At 63.4% G+C, this 16699-nt stretch carries 12 protein-coding genes and 1 pseudogene; 4 read left to right on the top strand and 9 right to left on the bottom strand.

The window, feature by feature from the left end:
- Positions 1–250: 250 nt before the first annotated feature.
- The 4 genes from CJ179_RS35550 (at position 251) to CJ179_RS35530 (ending at position 5018) form a co-directional block, all read left to right on the top strand.
- On the top strand, positions 251–1438 hold the full coding sequence (locus CJ179_RS35550; RefSeq protein ID WP_095864509.1) for a CaiB/BaiF CoA-transferase family protein: 1188 nt from the start codon (positions 251–253) through the stop codon (positions 1436–1438).
- A gap of 43 nt (positions 1439–1481) precedes the next feature.
- Positions 1482–2510 carry a zinc-binding dehydrogenase gene (locus CJ179_RS35545; protein WP_095864508.1) on the top strand — a complete coding sequence of 343 codons (1029 nt, stop codon included), beginning with the start codon at positions 1482–1484 and terminating at the stop codon, positions 2508–2510.
- 73 nt (positions 2511–2583) lie between these two features.
- Positions 2584–3633 carry an NAD(P)-dependent alcohol dehydrogenase gene (locus CJ179_RS35540; RefSeq protein WP_095864507.1) on the top strand — a complete coding sequence of 350 codons (1050 nt, stop codon included), beginning with the start codon at positions 2584–2586 and terminating at the stop codon, positions 3631–3633.
- Positions 3634–4160: 527 nt separating this feature from the next.
- On the top strand, positions 4161–5018 hold the full coding sequence (locus CJ179_RS35530; protein ID WP_095864505.1) for an enoyl-CoA hydratase/isomerase family protein: 858 nt from the start codon (positions 4161–4163) through the stop codon (positions 5016–5018).
- A gap of 199 nt (positions 5019–5217) precedes the next feature.
- Here the strand turns inward: CJ179_RS35530 and CJ179_RS35525 are convergent, their stop codons facing one another.
- From CJ179_RS35525 to CJ179_RS35480, 9 genes and pseudogenes are all read right to left on the bottom strand, one after another.
- On the bottom strand, positions 5218–6339 hold the full coding sequence (locus CJ179_RS35525) for an alpha/beta hydrolase (protein WP_218834873.1): 1122 nt from the start codon (positions 6337–6339) through the stop codon (positions 5218–5220).
- Positions 6340–6466: 127 nt separating this feature from the next.
- Positions 6467–7885, bottom strand: coding sequence for an MmgE/PrpD family protein (locus tag CJ179_RS35520; protein ID WP_095864504.1), 1419 nt, complete (start codon positions 7883–7885; stop codon positions 6467–6469).
- 217 nt (positions 7886–8102) lie between these two features.
- On the bottom strand, positions 8103–8867 hold the full coding sequence (locus tag CJ179_RS35515; RefSeq protein WP_257015942.1) for an ABC transporter permease: 765 nt from the start codon (positions 8865–8867) through the stop codon (positions 8103–8105).
- A gap of 133 nt (positions 8868–9000) precedes the next feature.
- Positions 9001–9840 carry an ABC transporter ATP-binding protein gene (locus CJ179_RS35510; RefSeq protein ID WP_095864502.1) on the bottom strand — a complete coding sequence of 280 codons (840 nt, stop codon included), beginning with the start codon at positions 9838–9840 and terminating at the stop codon, positions 9001–9003.
- A 50-nt stretch (positions 9841–9890) separates the two neighbouring features.
- Positions 9891–10934: an ABC transporter substrate-binding protein gene (locus CJ179_RS35505; RefSeq protein ID WP_095864501.1), complete on the bottom strand. Its 1044-nt coding sequence runs from the start codon at positions 10932–10934 to the stop codon at positions 9891–9893.
- 83 nt (positions 10935–11017) lie between these two features.
- Positions 11018–12430, bottom strand: coding sequence for an aldehyde dehydrogenase family protein (locus CJ179_RS35500; protein WP_095864499.1), 1413 nt, complete (start codon positions 12428–12430; stop codon positions 11018–11020).
- Between the two features lie 1072 nt (positions 12431–13502).
- Positions 13503–13685: pseudogene (locus tag CJ179_RS35490) on the bottom strand (transposase); the annotation flags it as partial.
- Positions 13686–14144: 459 nt separating this feature from the next.
- Positions 14145–14822, bottom strand: coding sequence for a hypothetical protein (locus CJ179_RS35485; RefSeq protein ID WP_143548959.1), 678 nt, complete (start codon positions 14820–14822; stop codon positions 14145–14147).
- Between the two features lie 243 nt (positions 14823–15065).
- Positions 15066–16478: an aldehyde dehydrogenase family protein gene (locus CJ179_RS35480; RefSeq protein ID WP_095864499.1), complete on the bottom strand. Its 1413-nt coding sequence runs from the start codon at positions 16476–16478 to the stop codon at positions 15066–15068.
- Positions 16479–16699: the final 221 nt, after the last annotated feature.

The raw sequence follows: 16699 nt of genomic DNA, 5'->3' as shown, positions 1-16699 counted from the left end.
TGACGCCGAATCGCCGCGGCCTCGCACCTCGATGCATGGTCGTATATAAGTACGAGTGTTCCTAATAAAGATCATCTCGACGATAACTGTGGCGCCAGTCACCAGTCAAGGGTTCGAGTCGACCACTCGACCCGAAGGTGGGGCACCGCCGCCTCGGCGCCCTTTTCGTTCATTGACACCTCCCACGGCCGCGCCTATCGTTCCGCAGTAACAAACTTTTGTCCGTAATTACGATCACGAAGGGGTGGGTATGCCCGCACTCAACGGTGTGAAGGTCATCTGCGTCGGGCAGTTCTATTTCGCGCCCTACTGCTCGATGTTGCTTGCGCGACTCGGCGCGGACGTCATCAAGATCGAGGCGCCCGCGGGCGACCCCTATCGAAGGTTGGCCACCGCCGCCGAGGACGGCTCGTCAGTCCAGTTCAGCATGTTGAACTCCGGTAAGCGCGCCATGCGGTTGGACCTGAAGAACCCCGACGGACAGGCCGTGCTTCGGCGACTCGCCGAAACCGCCGACGTCCTCATCCAGAATCTCGCGCCGGGCGCGATGGATCGCTACGGCCTGGGCTACGAAGAGTTGGCGAAGATCAATCCCCAGCTGATCGTTGCTTCCGGTACAGGATTCGGCTCGTTCGGGCCGTACGCGGGACAGCCGGCGATGGACTTGACCATCCAGGCCCGCACAGCCGTCATGAGCACAACCGGCTTCATGGAAGGGCCCCCGACTCGCACCGGCCCCTCCGTGGTCGACTTCATGGGAGGCGCCCACCTCGTCGGCGGCGTCCTCGCGGCGCTCTATCAGCGCGAGCACACCGGCCGAGGCCAACACGTGGAAGTGGCGCTTCAGGATGCGATTCTGCCGTCACTCACCTCGAACATCGCCGGCATGGCCCACAGCGAGAACGCGATGCCGGAGCGGACCGGGAACCGTCACGGCGGCATGGCGGTCGTGCCGTACAACGCGTACCGGGCACGCGACGGCTGGGTGACCGTGCTGTGCCCCACTCAGGTGCACTGGGATCGGCTGTGCGACATCATGGGTGACCCCGATGCGAAGGATCCCCGCTTCGATTCGATGGGGGGCCGCTGCGATCATGTCGACGACGTCGACATGATCGTCGAACGGTGGACGAGCACTCACACCAAGCAAGAGGTCGCCGACCTGTTGCAGAACACCGGCATCCCCACCGCCCCCGTCATCGACCTTGCCGAACTGATGGTGGATCCCCACATCGCCGAGCGTGGCGTTCTGCGCCGGATGTCCGACGACAAGGGCTCGTGGATGACACTCGGCAGCCCACTGTTCCTCTCCGACTCACCGATCGTGGAGCCGACCAGGGCTCCCGGTCTGGGAGCCGACACCGACCAGATCCTGTTCGAGGATCTGGGCATGTCGGCCGAGGAGGTCGAACAACTGCGCTCGGCTGGGGCCATCTGAGGGTGGTCGGCACCCGTAAAATCATCTGTAACAGGAGGTTGTAATGCAGGGTCTGGTGTTCGACGGAGATCGGCGGGTTTCACTGCGCCCATTTCCGGACCCGAAGCCGGGCGAAGGTGAGATTGTCATTCGGGTAACCGCATCGGGTATGTGCGGAAGCGACCTGCACTACTATCGCGCACCCGCCGACGCGACACCCGACCCGGCAGCGGTCTGCATCGGCGGCCACGAACCGGCCGGTGTCGTCGAGGAGCTGGGCCCCGGTGTCGACGACAGTTTGGCCGTCGGTGATCGTGTGATGATCCATCACTACGCGGGATGCGGACGCTGTGTCGCATGCCGATCCGGTTGGACCCAAATGTGCACCACCAGTGCTCCCCTCGTGTACGGCAAGAACGCGCACGGCGCCCATGCTCCGTTCATGCAGGTTGCCGTGAGGTCGGCCCTTCGACTTCCCGACTCCCTCTCCTTCGAGGCAGGCGCGGCGATCGGGTGCGGGACAGGTACCGCGTGGGGGGCATTGGAACGACTCGGCGAGATCGGCGGCACCGATGTCGTGGTGTTCGGGCAAGGACCGGTCGGTCTCTCCGCGACCATGCTCGCCGCCGACCGAGGAGCGCGAGTCATAGCGGTCGATCTCGAGCCCAAGCGGCTGGCCCAGTCGATTCAGTTCGGTGCTGCCGAGACCGTCGACGCCGGGTCCGTCGACGCCGTCCAGGCGATCAAAGATCTGACTCGAGGGTCCGGCGCACCGGCAATCGTCGAGACTTCCGGCGCCACCGCAGCTGCCAGGTCGGCCGTAGCCGCGCTGGCACCATGGGGTCGTCTGTGCGTGGTGGGGCTGGGTGGCACCGTCGAACTCGATGTGCGGAAGAACCTCTCACGGCAGCTGACCGTCATGACCTCATGGTCACTGTCGAGTGTTCAGCAGCTGGAATGTGCCGATTTCATCGAACGTCACACGCTGCCGGTCGACGACCTGTTCAGCGATCGCTGGTCCCTGGACCAGGCAGAAGAGGCGTACACGAAGTTCGACAAACAGGACGCGGGCAAAGGCGTGTTCGTCTTCTGACCGACCTGAACAGATTCATATCCGATCCGCCTCGACCACAAAGCTGGTCGGCAGTGGCGGAGAGAAAGGACGAATGATGCTTGTCAACGCCCGCTCCACGGCGGCCCCGGGCGCGCCGTTCGAAGCGACCAAGATCGAGCGACGGGAGGTCGGCCCGGCGGATGTACTGATCGACATAGCGTACGCCGGCATCTGCCACACGGACGTCAGCCGCGCGCGCAGCGAATTCGGCAAGACGAACTATCCACTGGTCCCCGGACACGAGATCGCCGGAACCGTCTCCGCCGTCGGCGCTGAAGTGAGCAAGTTCGCCGTCGGTGACCGTGTCGGAATCGGGTGTTTCGTCGATTCGTGCCGGGAGTGCGACCACTGCAAGGCCGGCCTCGAGTCGTACTGCCGCGTCGAACACATCCGGACCTACAACGCCGTCGGCCGCGACGGGAAGGTCACCCAGGGTGGGTACAGCGAGAAGATCGTTGTGGACGAGGCATATGTTCTCCGGATCCCGGACAGTCTCCCGTTGCACGAGGCTGCACCCCTCCTGTGCGCCGGAATCACCACGTACACACCCCTCCGCCACTGGAAGGCCGGCCCCGGCAGCAAGGTCGCGATCGTGGGATTCGGCGGACTCGGACACGTCGGCGTGTCGATCTCCAAGGCTCTGGGTGCTCACACCACAGTGTTGGACCTGACCATGGACAAGGAAGCCGACGCGGTGCGGCGCGGCGCTGATGCTTATCGCCTGTCGACCGATTCGACGGTCTACACCGATTACGCCGACACATTCGATCTGATCGTGTCGACCGTGCCGGCGAACCTCGACTACGACGCCTTCCTGCAGATGCTCGCGCTCGATGGAACTTTCGTCAATCTCGGTGTCCCGAAGCGTCCGATCAGCTTCGACGTGTTCTCCCTGCTGCACAACCGGCGGTCGATCGCGGGCACGCTGGTAGGTGGTATCGAAGAGACACAGGAGATGCTCGATTTCTGTGCCGCTCATGGGATCACTGCCGAGGTAGAGGTGATCGACGCCGACGAGATCGATCGGGCCTACGACCGTGTCGCTGCCGGTGATGTCAAGTATCGCTTCGTCATCGACATCAGCACGATGGCCTCGAAATAATACGCGAACTCTGATTGACCCAGCTCTCGGGTGCCGTCTGTCCGACGGCACCCGACGGCAACAGCAGGGCACTGTCAGCAAGGCTCGTCTGCCCCTACATTTGGATTGTAAATTCGCATGAACTCTCGTGAGTATCGCCAGTGGCGCCAAAGACGTCGCGCCGCTTGGATCGAAGCCAACCATCAACGGATTCATTCTGACACCGAAGCGGAGTGCCTCATTGAGTTTGCCAGCAAGTGGGCACCATTCGGGGGCGCCACCGAGGAGGAAGTCCTTGTGCAGTTCGGAATGACAATGCGCCGGTTCATCGAGCGACTATGGCAGGTCCTCCCTGAATCGAACTGTCTCCCAAGTGAGGTACGCATTCTCGAGAGCGTATATCCGTACCCTTCGAGTCCGCGGGCGTCGCGTCATTGACGTGTGACCAGAACTTCGAGGGTCTCGCGGCAGTCTGACCGGAACCAAAGCGCCGGGGCGTTTTCGGCACCCTTGCTCCCGATCCCACACGAACAGCCCTGGGGAACATCATGTCCAAACTGCAGTACGACTCATTCACCACCTTGAAGGTCGAGGATCTGGGGCGGATCGTCACCGCGACCGTGGATAACCCACCGCTGTACCTCTTGACTCGCGACCTGGTAGAAGACCTCGACACATTTACCCGGCAGGTTTCGGCTGACCCCGATCCGCTTGTGGTCGTCTTGAAGAGTCGGGATCCCGACATTTTCATCACTCACAATGACTTCGCGAACCTCTACCGTATGCAGCCACCGGAAGTCCCCGCGTCCGTGGGTGAGGTCGGTCTCAACCACATGCATGAAATCTGCGAGCGGCTACGGACGATGAACCAGATCACGATTGCACAGGTAGAGGGCCGAGCGAGCGGCGGCGGCGCGGCCATCGTGATGGCATGTGACATGAAGTTCGGCGCGATCGGCAAAGCTGTCTTCAACACCATGTCGGTTCCCATCGGCAGCGTTCCGGGCGGTGGTGCATCGCAATACCTACCTCGCCTCGTCGGGCGGTCGCGTGCGATTGAACTCATCATGGGTGGGCTCGATCTGGATGCGCTGACAGCGGAACGCTGGGGGTACCTCAACCGCGCCCTTTCGCCTGCGGAGATCGACGACTTCGTCTCCTGCACCGCGCGGCGCATTGCCGCCTGCCCTGCGGAGGCTGTTCGCCTGACAAAGCAGGTCATCGCCCTGGCAGACGGACCCATAGAGGATGGACTGCGTCAGGAGAACTTCAGACTCCAACGTCTCATGGCCTCGTCTGAGTCCTTGGCGAATGTGGAGCGATTCCTCGCCATAGGCGGTGAGACGCGAGAGGGCGAGATGCGTCTCGAGGCCCTACTCGGCGACGTGCTGGGGTCTTCGCTATAGCGGGTCGCTCTCCATCAGAGCGGATTCAAAAAGGTACATGGGCTTCGCTAGAGACTGAGCAGTGTGCCGGCCGTTTGTTCGCCGGCCGTTTGTTCGCCGGCCGGAGGTTGCACCAACCCGCGCGTTTGCAGAGGCGGACGCTCTGGCCACGGTGCCCGCCGAAATCTCGGCGGGCACCGTGGCCAGAGCCGAAGAGGTCTCATGAAGGACTGGAGAGGATCCACTCGCGGAGTAAACGCGCGATGTCGGCGTTGTTCTTTTCCAACATCATCATGTGCCCATTGCCGCGAATACCTCGATCAGCGAGTCGAACGAAGTCGTGCTCGACGCCAGCTTGGGTGAGGTACTCAGACGTCGCGTGGTCGTACGGCGCGTGATACGAAGCCTCGCCGGACACGATCAGAACTCGGAGACGAGCCAAATTCGGCAGCCTGCGCGCAGGCTCGGCCTGACGCCAGTAACGCACGAATCCGGGGCCGTCCGGCCGTTCCTGACGCTCAAACGACAGCTCGTCTGCCGATTCGGCAGCCGGCGAGTACGTGATCGGCGTCCGCGTTATTCCCCATGGCCGGGCGAGGTCAGCATCGTCGAACCACTCTGGCTCAGGCGTGAAACGTACGTCGTAGACGGGCGGACCATTCGGTTCGATCGCCACGATTGCGTGCGTCAAATCCGGACGTGCGTCACCGATCTGCCAACCGAAGGGAGCGCCCAGGGAATGCGTGAGCAGAACAGCGGGACCGATCTTGTCGAGCAACGCGGCGCCGGCGCCGCGCATCGCCAGTTCGACCGACTCTGCGTCGGCCGAACTCGATACCTGTGACGCGTAGAACTGATCGAAAGTCGGATCTCCCCGCCGCCCTTCTCCTGGCCACTGGGTGTGCAGATGCGCCTGCGGCCACGCCGGTGCCGACCGGTCGGCGCGCACCCGGCCCGCTACCGCGGTTGCCGGGCGCACTGCGCCTACCTGGTCGTGACCTTGGGCTCGACCTCGGCCTGGCACGTCGACGACATACACGGCGAATCCGTACGCAACGAAATTGTCGGCCCAGCCACGCCGCCCATCGGGCGTCGACAGGAAGCCGGCGCCGGTCTGTCCGCCTCCATGAATCATCACCACTGGGAACGGGTAACGCAGGTCCGCGGGTATCTGGTATTGCACGAATACCTGACCCGTCATTGTGTCCGTGTCGTCGCTGTACCGGCCACCGACATAGAAGCAGCCTTGGTCGGACAGTACGAGCGGCCATCCGGATTCGTCTGCATCCCGGCCTGGGTCGTTCCGGTGATCTGCCATGTCGCCGTCCGCAATGCCCGTCAACGTCGATACGCCTGTCCGGTCGTAGCTCGCCCGCGTACCTTGTCGATCATCATCAAAGACCCTGCTTTTTTCGACGCAGACCCGGACGAATATTCAGCTGGATTCGACAAGACGGGTTGTGTAGACGTCACGACACATGTCCTCCAGCGAGGAGGCTACTCACCTCATTGACGTCGTCTACCGATTCGAGGGATGCACATGCGTGGTAGAACTGATCGAAGCGACTTTGGCCGACCCGACGTACCAGCAGGTCTTCCCACTTGGCCCGCAGATCGTCCCAGGTCGGGGCTGGGGTCCTGAACCGATGCCCACGGGGGTGCTCGACCCTGCGCGAGACCGAGCCACCGGCGAGATCGATCGTCACTTCGGCGCCTCGCCCTTGCGGCTGAACGCGATCGAATTCCGCGTCGCGGATCAGGAGGACGAGCGACTTCAGGTGCAGCACCTTCGGGTCGTTTAGCAACGTCGCCGAGTGCGCTTCGTCGAATCCAAGGTTGCCGGCGACCAGAGCAGCCGCAACCATGTGCTGGAGACAGATGGTCGGCATCGACCGGTTGTCGACCACGCTGGCCGGATGCGACGGCATACGAACGGTGATCCGCTCGATGTCGTCGAGGGCGAATCCGTGCTCACTCTGCAATCCAAGGGCGGCTTCAACCGGGGAATGGATGGGATAACCAGCGGAATAGAACTTGAAGTTCGCGCCCATCACCGCATAGTCGACGCCGAGATCCTTCGCCAGCTGTCCCTCACGGCCCGGTTCGGCCCAGGTGTCGATGATCCCGCCCGGTGCCTCGAAAATGTTGTCGCTGGCCTCGAAACCCGTTGCCGCCAGCACCGCGCCGGTGACGCCCGCGTATGCCGCCTGGCCGGTGACGAACGCTTTACTCATGTGCCTGCGTTCCCCGTAGGGCGCGTTGAGCGCAACGCTTTGCTGGACCGCCAATGCAGCGGCGAACAGATGTCGGCTCTCGTCCAAACCGAGCAGCCGCGCACATGCGAATGCAGCGCCCAGCGAGTGCAGTGAACCCGGGTCGATCCCGTGGTTGCCCATCATGGGTGCAAGGCCGCCGGTCACCGAGATGACTCGTGCGCCGACGTCGTAACCGAGGGTCACTGCGTTCACCAGATCGCGGCCGGTGCAGAACTGGCGTTCGGCCAGTGCAGCGGCCGCCGGGACAATGATCGCGGCCGGATGACCGGTGCCGAGGAAGTCCGACGTTGCATGGACGCTGTCGAACTCATCGGCGTGGCCGGAGGTGCCGTTGGCGAGGGCAGCGAGGGGCGCTGAACATCGGTCGGGTGAGCCGAGCACCACGGACTGAGGTTTGCCACCCATATCGGCGACGTAACGTCCGATGATCCGGCCTGCCGGGAGTTCGGCGCCTACGAACCCGCAGGCGAGCTGGTCGAACACGATGAGCTTCGCACGATCGGCCACCTCCCCTGGCAGTGTTTCGTACTGGGTGGCAGTGGCGTAGCTCGCCAATGCATAAGCGGCACTGCCGACCAGGGTGTCTGCGGCGACTTCATGTTGCTTGAGCATTCTTTTCCGTATCTTCGTCGTGACGATGTCGAAAGCGACACCGCCAGAGGCGCGAACGCCTCCGCTGGCGATGCCGTCGACCTTCAGATCGTGGAGCGCGCATCCGCTTGGACTACGCGGACCGGACCGCTACCGATTTAGGCGGGTCTCAGCCGACCGCGATTTCCCTGTCGGTGCCAGGGATATCGGGTCCGCTGCGTTCGCGGCTGACTCGGCATCACATCGCGCTGCCGGAGTTCTTCCATTCGAGCGGCTTCTTCGTCAGCGCGCTCATGATTCTGTCGATCAGGAATCCGGCAAGCAGGAGCGCGATCAGCGCCGCGTACGTGCCCGCAGAGTTGAACGACGACGCGTTACGTGCGACGAGGTGACCCAGGCCCTGGTCGCCGGCGAGCATCTCGGCGACCACGACTCCGACGATCGCCTGCGGCACCGCGAGCTTGAGTCCTGCGAAGACCCACACCAGCGCCGAGGGAAGCCGGACGCGCCACAGGACATCCAGGGTCGATCCGCCCATGATGCGGACCGAGTTGATCAGCGATTGCTTTACTTCACGGATGCCGAAGAAAGTGTTGAAGAATATGAGAAAGAACGCGACGACCGCCGCGGTGAGGACTCCCAGTGCTGACCCGATTCCGACCCACATGATGAAGAGCGGGATCAGGGCGAACTTCGGCATGGTGTACAGCGCAGTGATGAATGGTTCGAAGGTGTCGCCCAATAGCCGTGACTGACCCAGGACCACTCCAACCGCGATGCCAGCGGTTCCACCGAGCACCATACCGAGGGCGGCGTTGCTGAACGTCTGGAGGGCGGCATCGAGGATGACACCGGTGGTGAGCCATTCCCAGAAGAGCGGGAACACATTCGATGGCGCACTGATCATGATGTCGTTGATCAGCCGACCGGAGACGAGCTCCCAGGTCGTGAGCAGGACGGCAATGATCGCGATCTGTGCGACGGCGATTTTCGCCCGATGCATCCTACGAGTGTGTGAGACCGTACTGCGCCGCTTCACCGACGGGGACGCCGGACCCGCCGGTGCGCTGAGAACTTGAGTGGACATAAATTTCACCTGTCTTGGTCAGGGTTGATGCTCGATGGATTCGTCACGCTCAAACGGCTGGCATGTTCGGGTCACGCGCGCCACGAAGCCCTTCATTCAACTCGCGCTCGAACCGGGCGTACTCGTCTGTGTAGACGATGGTTTCGAGGTCCCTGTCGTCACCGTAGGGAACATGGAACTCGGCGACCAAGCGGCCGGGTCGCCCTCCGCCGACGATCAGCACTCGGTCGGCCAGCTTTGCTGCCTCGGCGATGTCATGAGTGACGAAGACGACCGTCTGGTTCAGTCTCTTCACTGTTCGTCGTAGCTCGACATGCATCTGGTGACGAAGCTGGGCGTCGAGGGCCGCGAACGGCTCATCCATCAAGAGCAGGCGGGGATCGTAGATCATGCTTCGTGCGAGGAGCGCGCGGCGGCGCATGCCACCACTGAGCTGGCTCGGAAACAGACTTCCGGCTTCGGTGAGATCCAGAAGCGAGAGGTAGTGCTCGACCTGCGCCTTGGTTTCGGACTTGCTCACACCTCGCATGCGCAGAGGCAGACCGACATTCGCTTGGACGGACATCCAGGGCAGGAGGGTGTCGTCCTGAGTCATGTAGCCGACATTGGTGTTGACACCGTTGATCTCGGCGCCGTCGAAACGAACGTATCCGCTGCGCGGGCTCAGCAGCCCGGCGGCGAGGTTGAGGATGGTGGTCTTTCCGCATCCGCTCGGTCCGAGCAGGACGACGAACTCGCCAGGTTCGACCTGCATTGTCACATTGTGGAGAACGTCTTCACGTTCGTCGAAACCTATCGCTAGGTTCCGTACCTCAAAGATCGGCCCGGATGCGGGGCTGGTAGCTGATTTCGCATCGGCTCGTCTTGCATGGTGGGCTAACTTCGACATGATCAGTCTCCTAAGGGTGTAGCTCGGGGTAGGCGTTGACTCAAGCTCGGTCAGTTCTCTCCGCGCGCCACCGGGTTGACGATCTTCTCGTAATCCAGTTCGGAATAGTCATGTTCGGAGAGGGGATCGAAGATTCGGACGAAGGTGTTCCAGTCCTCTCGAGTGAACAGGTTCCCCTCGTAGTACGCCTTGACGGCTTCAGTCCATGCGAGGTCGAACACCTGCTGATCCATACCGGAGTAGATCGAGTTTTTGAGGATCTGCCCCGCCTTCTCCGGCTCTTGCTTCGTCATCCGGGTGGTTTCGGCGAGCGCCTCGCGGATGCGGCCGACGAGCTCGGGGTTCTGCTCGATGAAGCGCGTGGGGGCAAAAACCACATTGCACACGTAGCCGTCCAGCGCCGGCGCCTCACCATCGGGCACCGAGATGAGCGTGGTGGCAGTACCTCTCGCCACGGCAACCTCGCCAGAACCGGCAGCAGCCCACGTCGCATCGTAGGTACCCTGCTCGAGGCCTGCTCCTACTGCAGTCGTGGTGTCTGCGAGGGGAACGAGCTTGACGTCGCGGTCGGGGTCAAGTCCTGCGTGGGTCAGCACGACGCGCAGCGCGGAATTGCCGGCCGAGCCCGTCACTCCTGCGCCGATCGTCATTCCGCGAAGTGCCTGCACTCGCTCGTCCGGGCCGGCATGGACGTCGACGTTGAACCTCTCGATCGCGCTGTTCGAGACGACCAGGCTCTGGATGATGTCGCTGGTACCTGCGATGATCTGAAGATCCGCTCCGCCGATAACGGCGTCGACGAACGCGTTGGAGCCTGCGATTGCGATGTCGGCATCGCCGGAGAGGATTGCTGCGATCTGGTTCGAGCTTCCCGATCCAGCGATGTTCACTTGTTCGAAGTTCAGGCCGTCCTGCGTGAAATCACCTTGAGTCAAGAGTGCTGCGGGCGCCGTGTTGAACGACTGGCTGCTTGTGACTCGGACGGTCGTCACGCCAGCTTCGTCGGCCTTCAGTGGCCCGGACTGAGCGCCGCAGGCCGTCAATGCAACCGCGAGTGCAGGAATGGCCACCATGGCCAGTCGGCGAAACATCATTGTTCATTCCTCGTATCGATTCGGGGGTATGCAACGACCGCTGGGCACGAGACCGGATGGCGTTGACATTGTTGTCGCAACTGCTATCCGATGGACTTGTACTCGAGGTACTCCTCGACTCCGAAGCGGCCCGATTCGCGGCCGATTCCGGACAGTCTGAATCCGCCGTGCGGTGCCCTCAGGTTCACGGGCGAACCGTTGATGCGGATGCGTCCGGCGCGTAGCTTGCTCGCCAGCTTCTTCGCCCGATCAGCGTCGCCGGCCCAGATCGCACCGGCAAGCCCGTACACGGAGTCGTTCGCGATCTGGAAGGCCTCTTCCTCGCTGTCGAAGGGGATGATGACAACGACGGGCCCGAAGATCTCCTCCCGGGCGACTCGAAGAGAGTTGTCGCCGGAGAAGACGGTGGGGCGCACGAAGAATCCACGCTCGATGCCCTCGGGTGCCTCGGGACCGCCCGTCAACAGACGTGCGCCCTCGTCGATTCCCAGCTGAATGTAGTCACGGACACGCTGGCGCTGCGCCGCGTTCGCAACCGGACCGAGTGTCGTGCCGGGGTCATACGGATCGCCCAGAACGAAGCTCTCCGCCGCACGGACCGCAAGCTGCTCGGCCTCCGCCAGACGCGATCGCGGCACGAGGATCCGCGTGAGTGCGCCGCAGGCCTGCCCCGTATTACGGAAGGAGTCCTCGATTCCGCGGGTGACCGCAGTCTCGAGGTCGGCGTCCTCGAGGATGATGTTCGCCGACTTGCCGCCGAGTTCGAGGCAGACCTTCTTGACCGACTGGGACGCCAACTCCATCACACGCCGGCCGGCGCGAACCGACCCCGTCAGCGACACCATGTCGACCAGCGGATGCGTCACGAGCGCCTCACCGACCACCGGACCGGTTCCCGACACCAGGTTGAACACGCCGTCGGGAAGCCCCGCCTCCTCGGCGATCTCCGCGAACAGGAACGAGCTCAGCGGAGCCAGTTCCGTCCCCTTCAGCACCACGGTGCATCCGGCTGCAAGGGCCGCCCCGGCCTTCAGGCTCACCATCCGCATCGGACCGTTCCACGGCGTGATGGCGCCGACGACACCCGCGGCCGCACGGCACACCGTCGTGTCGCCGACCTGCTCCGACCAGACGATGTCGCGGAGGCTGTCCGCGGCGATCTCGAAGTCCTTGATCGCCGCACGTGCATGCGCGGCCTCCGCCATCTTGGCGGGATATCCGAGCTCACTGACGATGGTCTTGGTGATCTCGTCGACTCGCGCCTCCATGCCGCGCGCGATCTTGTGCAGCATGTCGGCGCGCTCGTCGATCGACGTCTGGGACCAGGCCGGAAACGCGTCCGCCGCTGCCCGTGCGGCGAGATCGACGTCCTCCGCAGTGCCTGCCGGAATGGTCGCGATCGTCTCCTCCGAGATCGCACTGATCACGGGAATGACGTCGGCGCCCGCTGAAGGGACCCACTTGCCGTTGATGAAGATCTGATCCTTGACGATCAACCGAAATCACTCCTGTGATGTGTTGTGACGCCGCGGGGCGGACAAGGCTGCCAGCACTCGGACACCCCGGCGAACGCAGATATGAAGATGGCATACGACTCGGGCTTGGCCCTACCTCATCGTGTTCGCATATACGAACCTTTGATCGAGAGTGTGACCTTGCGCACGCTACGCGGATTCGGACAAACCTGTCAATGCCTCTCGCCGGTCGTTCGCTCGGACTCACCCAAAACTTAGGTAGCTACCGATGATGTAGCCGGATTGTGGGACTAGTTTTGCGGTGTTCGGATCGTGTTTGCTTGCTTGATGTTTCGCGCCACGAGTTGCGCTGTGCCGATGAGGGCACCAACGGCGGGTGAGGTACGGAGATGGCGGCCGATCACGGGCGGCCGGGAGTGGGGTGTCGGGGTGGCGAGCTCGGTCAGCCGGCGCGCAGGGCCCGGTCGTGGACCCAGGTGAGGAATTCACTGTGTCGAGTCCGTGGCTGCTGTAGCGGTGGGTGCCCTCGATCCGGACGATGAGGTCGCGGGTTTTCAGCCGGCGCAGGTCGTAGGTCATCTGCCCGACGGACAACGTGTCCGAGTCCAGTCCGCGCAGCTCGACAGTGAGGGTGCGCAGGTTCGTGTTGGTGAAGCCGTTCGGGTGCAGCGAAAAACCAGCACCGCGGAGAGCAGGGCATAGCTACGATGGTCGGCGAACCGCAAGCCTGGGACGTGGGTGCCGGCGGCGGTGGTGACGGGCCCGGCGCGTCGAGGTCATGAGTCAGGGAGGACTCCGTCTGCAACACCGACAGGTCGTAGCGGTAGCCGGCGCCGCTGTCGGCATCGGTGAACGGATTCCGGCAGAATCGCCAGCCACTTGCGCAGCAGGGCATCGATCCGTGGATCGTTCAGCCGATCGCAGATCGCTTTGCAGCGCGTTGGCGTCGTCGACGGCGGTGAAGGCGTTGTCGAGCGCTGTGAACTCGAGCCCGGCCCTCGCCGCCTGATGTTGTGCCCAGCGGTAGCCGTTGATGCGGGCTCGGGAGAAGACCCGTTGTTCCGCACGCCGGCCGAGTCGCGGTGCCGCTGCTCCGGACATACTTCACCTTCGCCTCGTCCGCGGTGAACCAGGCGAACGGCACTCGCGCATCGAGCGCGCGTTCGATCATGCGCTGCGCCAGCACGGGTTTGGTCACGAACTCCACATCGTCACCGATCCCGCCGGGCAGGCACCGGTCCCGGTCGGAGGCCCAGGACTCGGGAAGGTACAGCTCCCCGACACGACGAACCTACCGGAGATCCTCTCATGCAACGCTTCCACCTCGAGAGCAACCAGATCGCGACCACCCGACCAGGTCGTCTACCTGTCGAAAAGTGTCGTTGCAGTGTCCGCTGAGCACAGGGAGGTTGGTCGTTCCGGGCACCGGCCATGCTTCTTTCGGATGGGCATGGATCAGCGCTCTGCGGCAAGGACGTCGCACAGGTCCCGATTGCGTGTCTCAGGCAGACCGATCGCGCTCATGATCCTCCCTCCTTGATCGGTGGGTTGGGTTCCGGTGATTGATCAACCCGCAATCAGACTGTCCCGGTGGCACTTTCCCAGCACCGAGACGGGTCCTGCGTTCACTCCGTAGGAGACCAGACCACCCTCCGCACCGGGCCCGATTTTGAGACCCCTCTCCGATCAGGCTTTCGACACCGACGCCATCGGGCGGAAATTCGGCGTCGTGGTGTCAGTAGCCGAAGGTACCTTTCTCGACCACCGTGTGGTCGTGGCTGGGCAGCGGTTTCCAGTCAGTGCCCTCGAGGTGGGCGAGGCTGGCGTAAAAGGCACGGAAGGCCGTGAACCGCCCGGACGGCAGCGGCATGGCCGCGCCTCCGTTGTTCCAGTTGCCGAAAGTGCCCACGCAGTCACCCGTGATGACGAAGGTGCCCTCACCGGTGTCGACACGGACGCCCTGCGAGCCGAGCGAATGGCGGCACGAAGCCTGCCGTGATCCCATAGGCCCGCAGATGCTCCGCACACGGCGCCGCGGCATAGCCCAGTTCGTCGCGTTGGACCAGGATCTCGGCGTTGCGGAATACGTTGTTGTTCGAGCAGTGGTCCCAGTGCAGGTGGGGTTGATGACGAGGTCGACATCGTCGGCGCGCACGCCCAGGCGGGTCAGGGCGTTCTCCATGGGATCCGCCTCCTTCACCGCATACCCGAAGGGGATCATGCGACGGATCTGTTCTTCGTCCGCCGGACCGCCGGTGTCCACCACCACGGTCCGGTCGCCCGACCTCAGCACGAAAATCACCAGCGGGATGCTGAGAATCCGTCGGGAATGGTCATCGAGGTAGATCACCTTTCCACCCGTCCTGGACTCCCGACCTCGGCGGTAAAAGCCTCGACCGGCGGACGTATCCATTGCCGAACAATGAATTCGACCCCTTTGCCGACAATCCGATGAGCTTGTACCGGGGAAGCTCCTCGATGCCAGCCGACCGTAGTTCGGCAAGTCACCTTCGACCGGGAGTGCTGGACGTGCGGTGTTGAAGGATTAAGGTGCTCATGATCCGGATGGTCGTGATGACGTCATAGTCGCTTCTCCAGCGACCCGGATCGAGAGCTGCGAGACCGGCTGCCCCTGGGCGTTGTCGGACCGGGGCAGCTATCCGATGGACTTGTACTCGAGGTACTCCTCGACTCCGAAGCGGCCCGATTCGCGGCCGATTCCGGACAGTCTGAATCCGCCGTGCGGTGCCCTCAGGTTCACGGGCGAACCGTTGATGCGGATGCGTCCGGCGCGTAGCTTGCTCGCCAGCTTCTTCGCCCGATCAGCGTCGCCGGCCCAGATCGCACCGGCAAGCCCGTACACGGAGTCGTTCGCGATCTGGAAGGCCTCTTCCTCGCTGTCGAAGGGGATGATGACAACGACGGGCCCGAAGATCTCCTCCCGGGCGACTCGAAGAGAGTTGTCGCCGGAGAAGACGGTGGGGCGCACGAAGAATCCACGCTCGATGCCCTCGGGTGCCTCGGGACCGCCCGTCAACAGACGTGCGCCCTCGTCGATTCCCAGCTGAATGTAGTCACGGACACGCTGGCGCTGCGCCGCGTTCGCAACCGGACCGAGTGTCGTGCCGGGGTCATACGGATCGCCCAGAACGAAGCTCTCCGCCGCACGGACCGCAAGCTGCTCGGCCTCCGCCAGACGCGATCGCGGCACGAGGATCCGCGTGAGTGCGCCGCAGGCCTGCCCCGTATTACGGAAGGAGTCCTCGATTCCGCGGGTGACCGCAGTCTCGAGGTCGGCGTCCTCGAGGATGATGTTCGCCGACTTGCCGCCGAGTTCGAGGCAGACCTTCTTGACCGACTGGGACGCCAACTCCATCACACGCCGGCCGGCGCGAACCGACCCCGTCAGCGACACCATGTCGACCAGCGGATGCGTCACGAGCGCCTCACCGACCACCGGACCGGTTCCCGACACCAGGTTGAACACGCCGTCGGGAAGCCCCGCCTCCTCGGCGATCTCCGCGAACAGGAACGAGCTCAGCGGAGCCAGTTCCGTCCCCTTCAGCACCACGGTGCATCCGGCTGCAAGGGCCGCCCCGGCCTTCAGGCTCACCATCCGCATCGGACCGTTCCACGGCGTGATGGCGCCGACGACACCCGCGGCCGCACGGCACACCGTCGTGTCGCCGACCTGCTCCGACCAGACGATGTCGCGGAGGCTGTCCGCGGCGATCTCGAAGTCCTTGATCGCCGCACGTGCATGCGCGGCCTCCGCCATCTTGGCGGGATATCCGAGCTCACTGACGATGGTCTTGGTGATCTCGTCGACTCGCGCCTCCATGCCGCGCGCGATCTTGTGCAGCATGTCGGCGCGCTCGTCGATCGACGTCTGGGACCAGGCCGGAAACGCGTCCGCCGCTGCCCGTGCGGCGAGATCGACGTCCTCCGCAGTGCCTGCCGGAATGGTCGCGATCGTCTCCTCCGAGATCGCACTGATCACGGGAATGACGTCGGCGCCCGCTGAAGGGACCCACTTGCCGTTGATGAAGATCTGATCCTTGACGATCAACCGAAATCACTCCTGTGATGTGTTGTGACGCCGCGGGGCGGACAAGGCTGCCAGCACTCGGACACCCCGGCGAACGCAGATATGAAGATGGCATACGACTCGGGCTTGGCCCTACCTCATCGTGTTCGCATATACGAACCTTTGATCGAGAGTGTGTCCTTGCGCACGCTACGCGGAGTCGAACACAGCTGTCAATGCCCGCCCATCACCCATTAGCACTG

The organism is Rhodococcus sp. ACS1, assembly GCF_002300155.1.
GTDB lineage: Bacteria > Actinomycetota > Actinomycetes > Mycobacteriales > Mycobacteriaceae > Rhodococcus_F > Rhodococcus_F koreensis.
This window is presented reverse-complemented; position numbering and strand designations above follow the sequence as displayed.

Coding starts and splice junctions, on each gene's coding strand:
- CJ179_RS35530 (WP_095864505.1), top strand. CDS start 4,161: ATGTCCAAACTGCAGTACGACTCATTCACCACCTTGAAGGTCGAGGAT.
- CJ179_RS35545 (WP_095864508.1), top strand. CDS start 1,482: ATGCAGGGTCTGGTGTTCGACGGAGATCGGCGGGTTTCACTGCGCCCA.
- CJ179_RS35510 (WP_095864502.1), bottom strand. CDS start 9,840: ATGTCGAAGTTAGCCCACCATGCAAGACGAGCCGATGCGAAATCAGCT.
- CJ179_RS35520 (WP_095864504.1), bottom strand. CDS start 7,885: ATGCTCAAGCAACATGAAGTCGCCGCAGACACCCTGGTCGGCAGTGCC.
- CJ179_RS35540 (WP_095864507.1), top strand. CDS start 2,584: ATGATGCTTGTCAACGCCCGCTCCACGGCGGCCCCGGGCGCGCCGTTC.
- CJ179_RS35505 (WP_095864501.1), bottom strand. CDS start 10,934: ATGATGTTTCGCCGACTGGCCATGGTGGCCATTCCTGCACTCGCGGTT.
- CJ179_RS35515 (WP_257015942.1), bottom strand. CDS start 8,867: ATGCATCGGGCGAAAATCGCCGTCGCACAGATCGCGATCATTGCCGTC.
- CJ179_RS35485 (WP_143548959.1), bottom strand. CDS start 14,822: ATGGATACGTCCGCCGGTCGAGGCTTTTACCGCCGAGGTCGGGAGTCC.
- CJ179_RS35550 (WP_095864509.1), top strand. CDS start 251: ATGCCCGCACTCAACGGTGTGAAGGTCATCTGCGTCGGGCAGTTCTAT.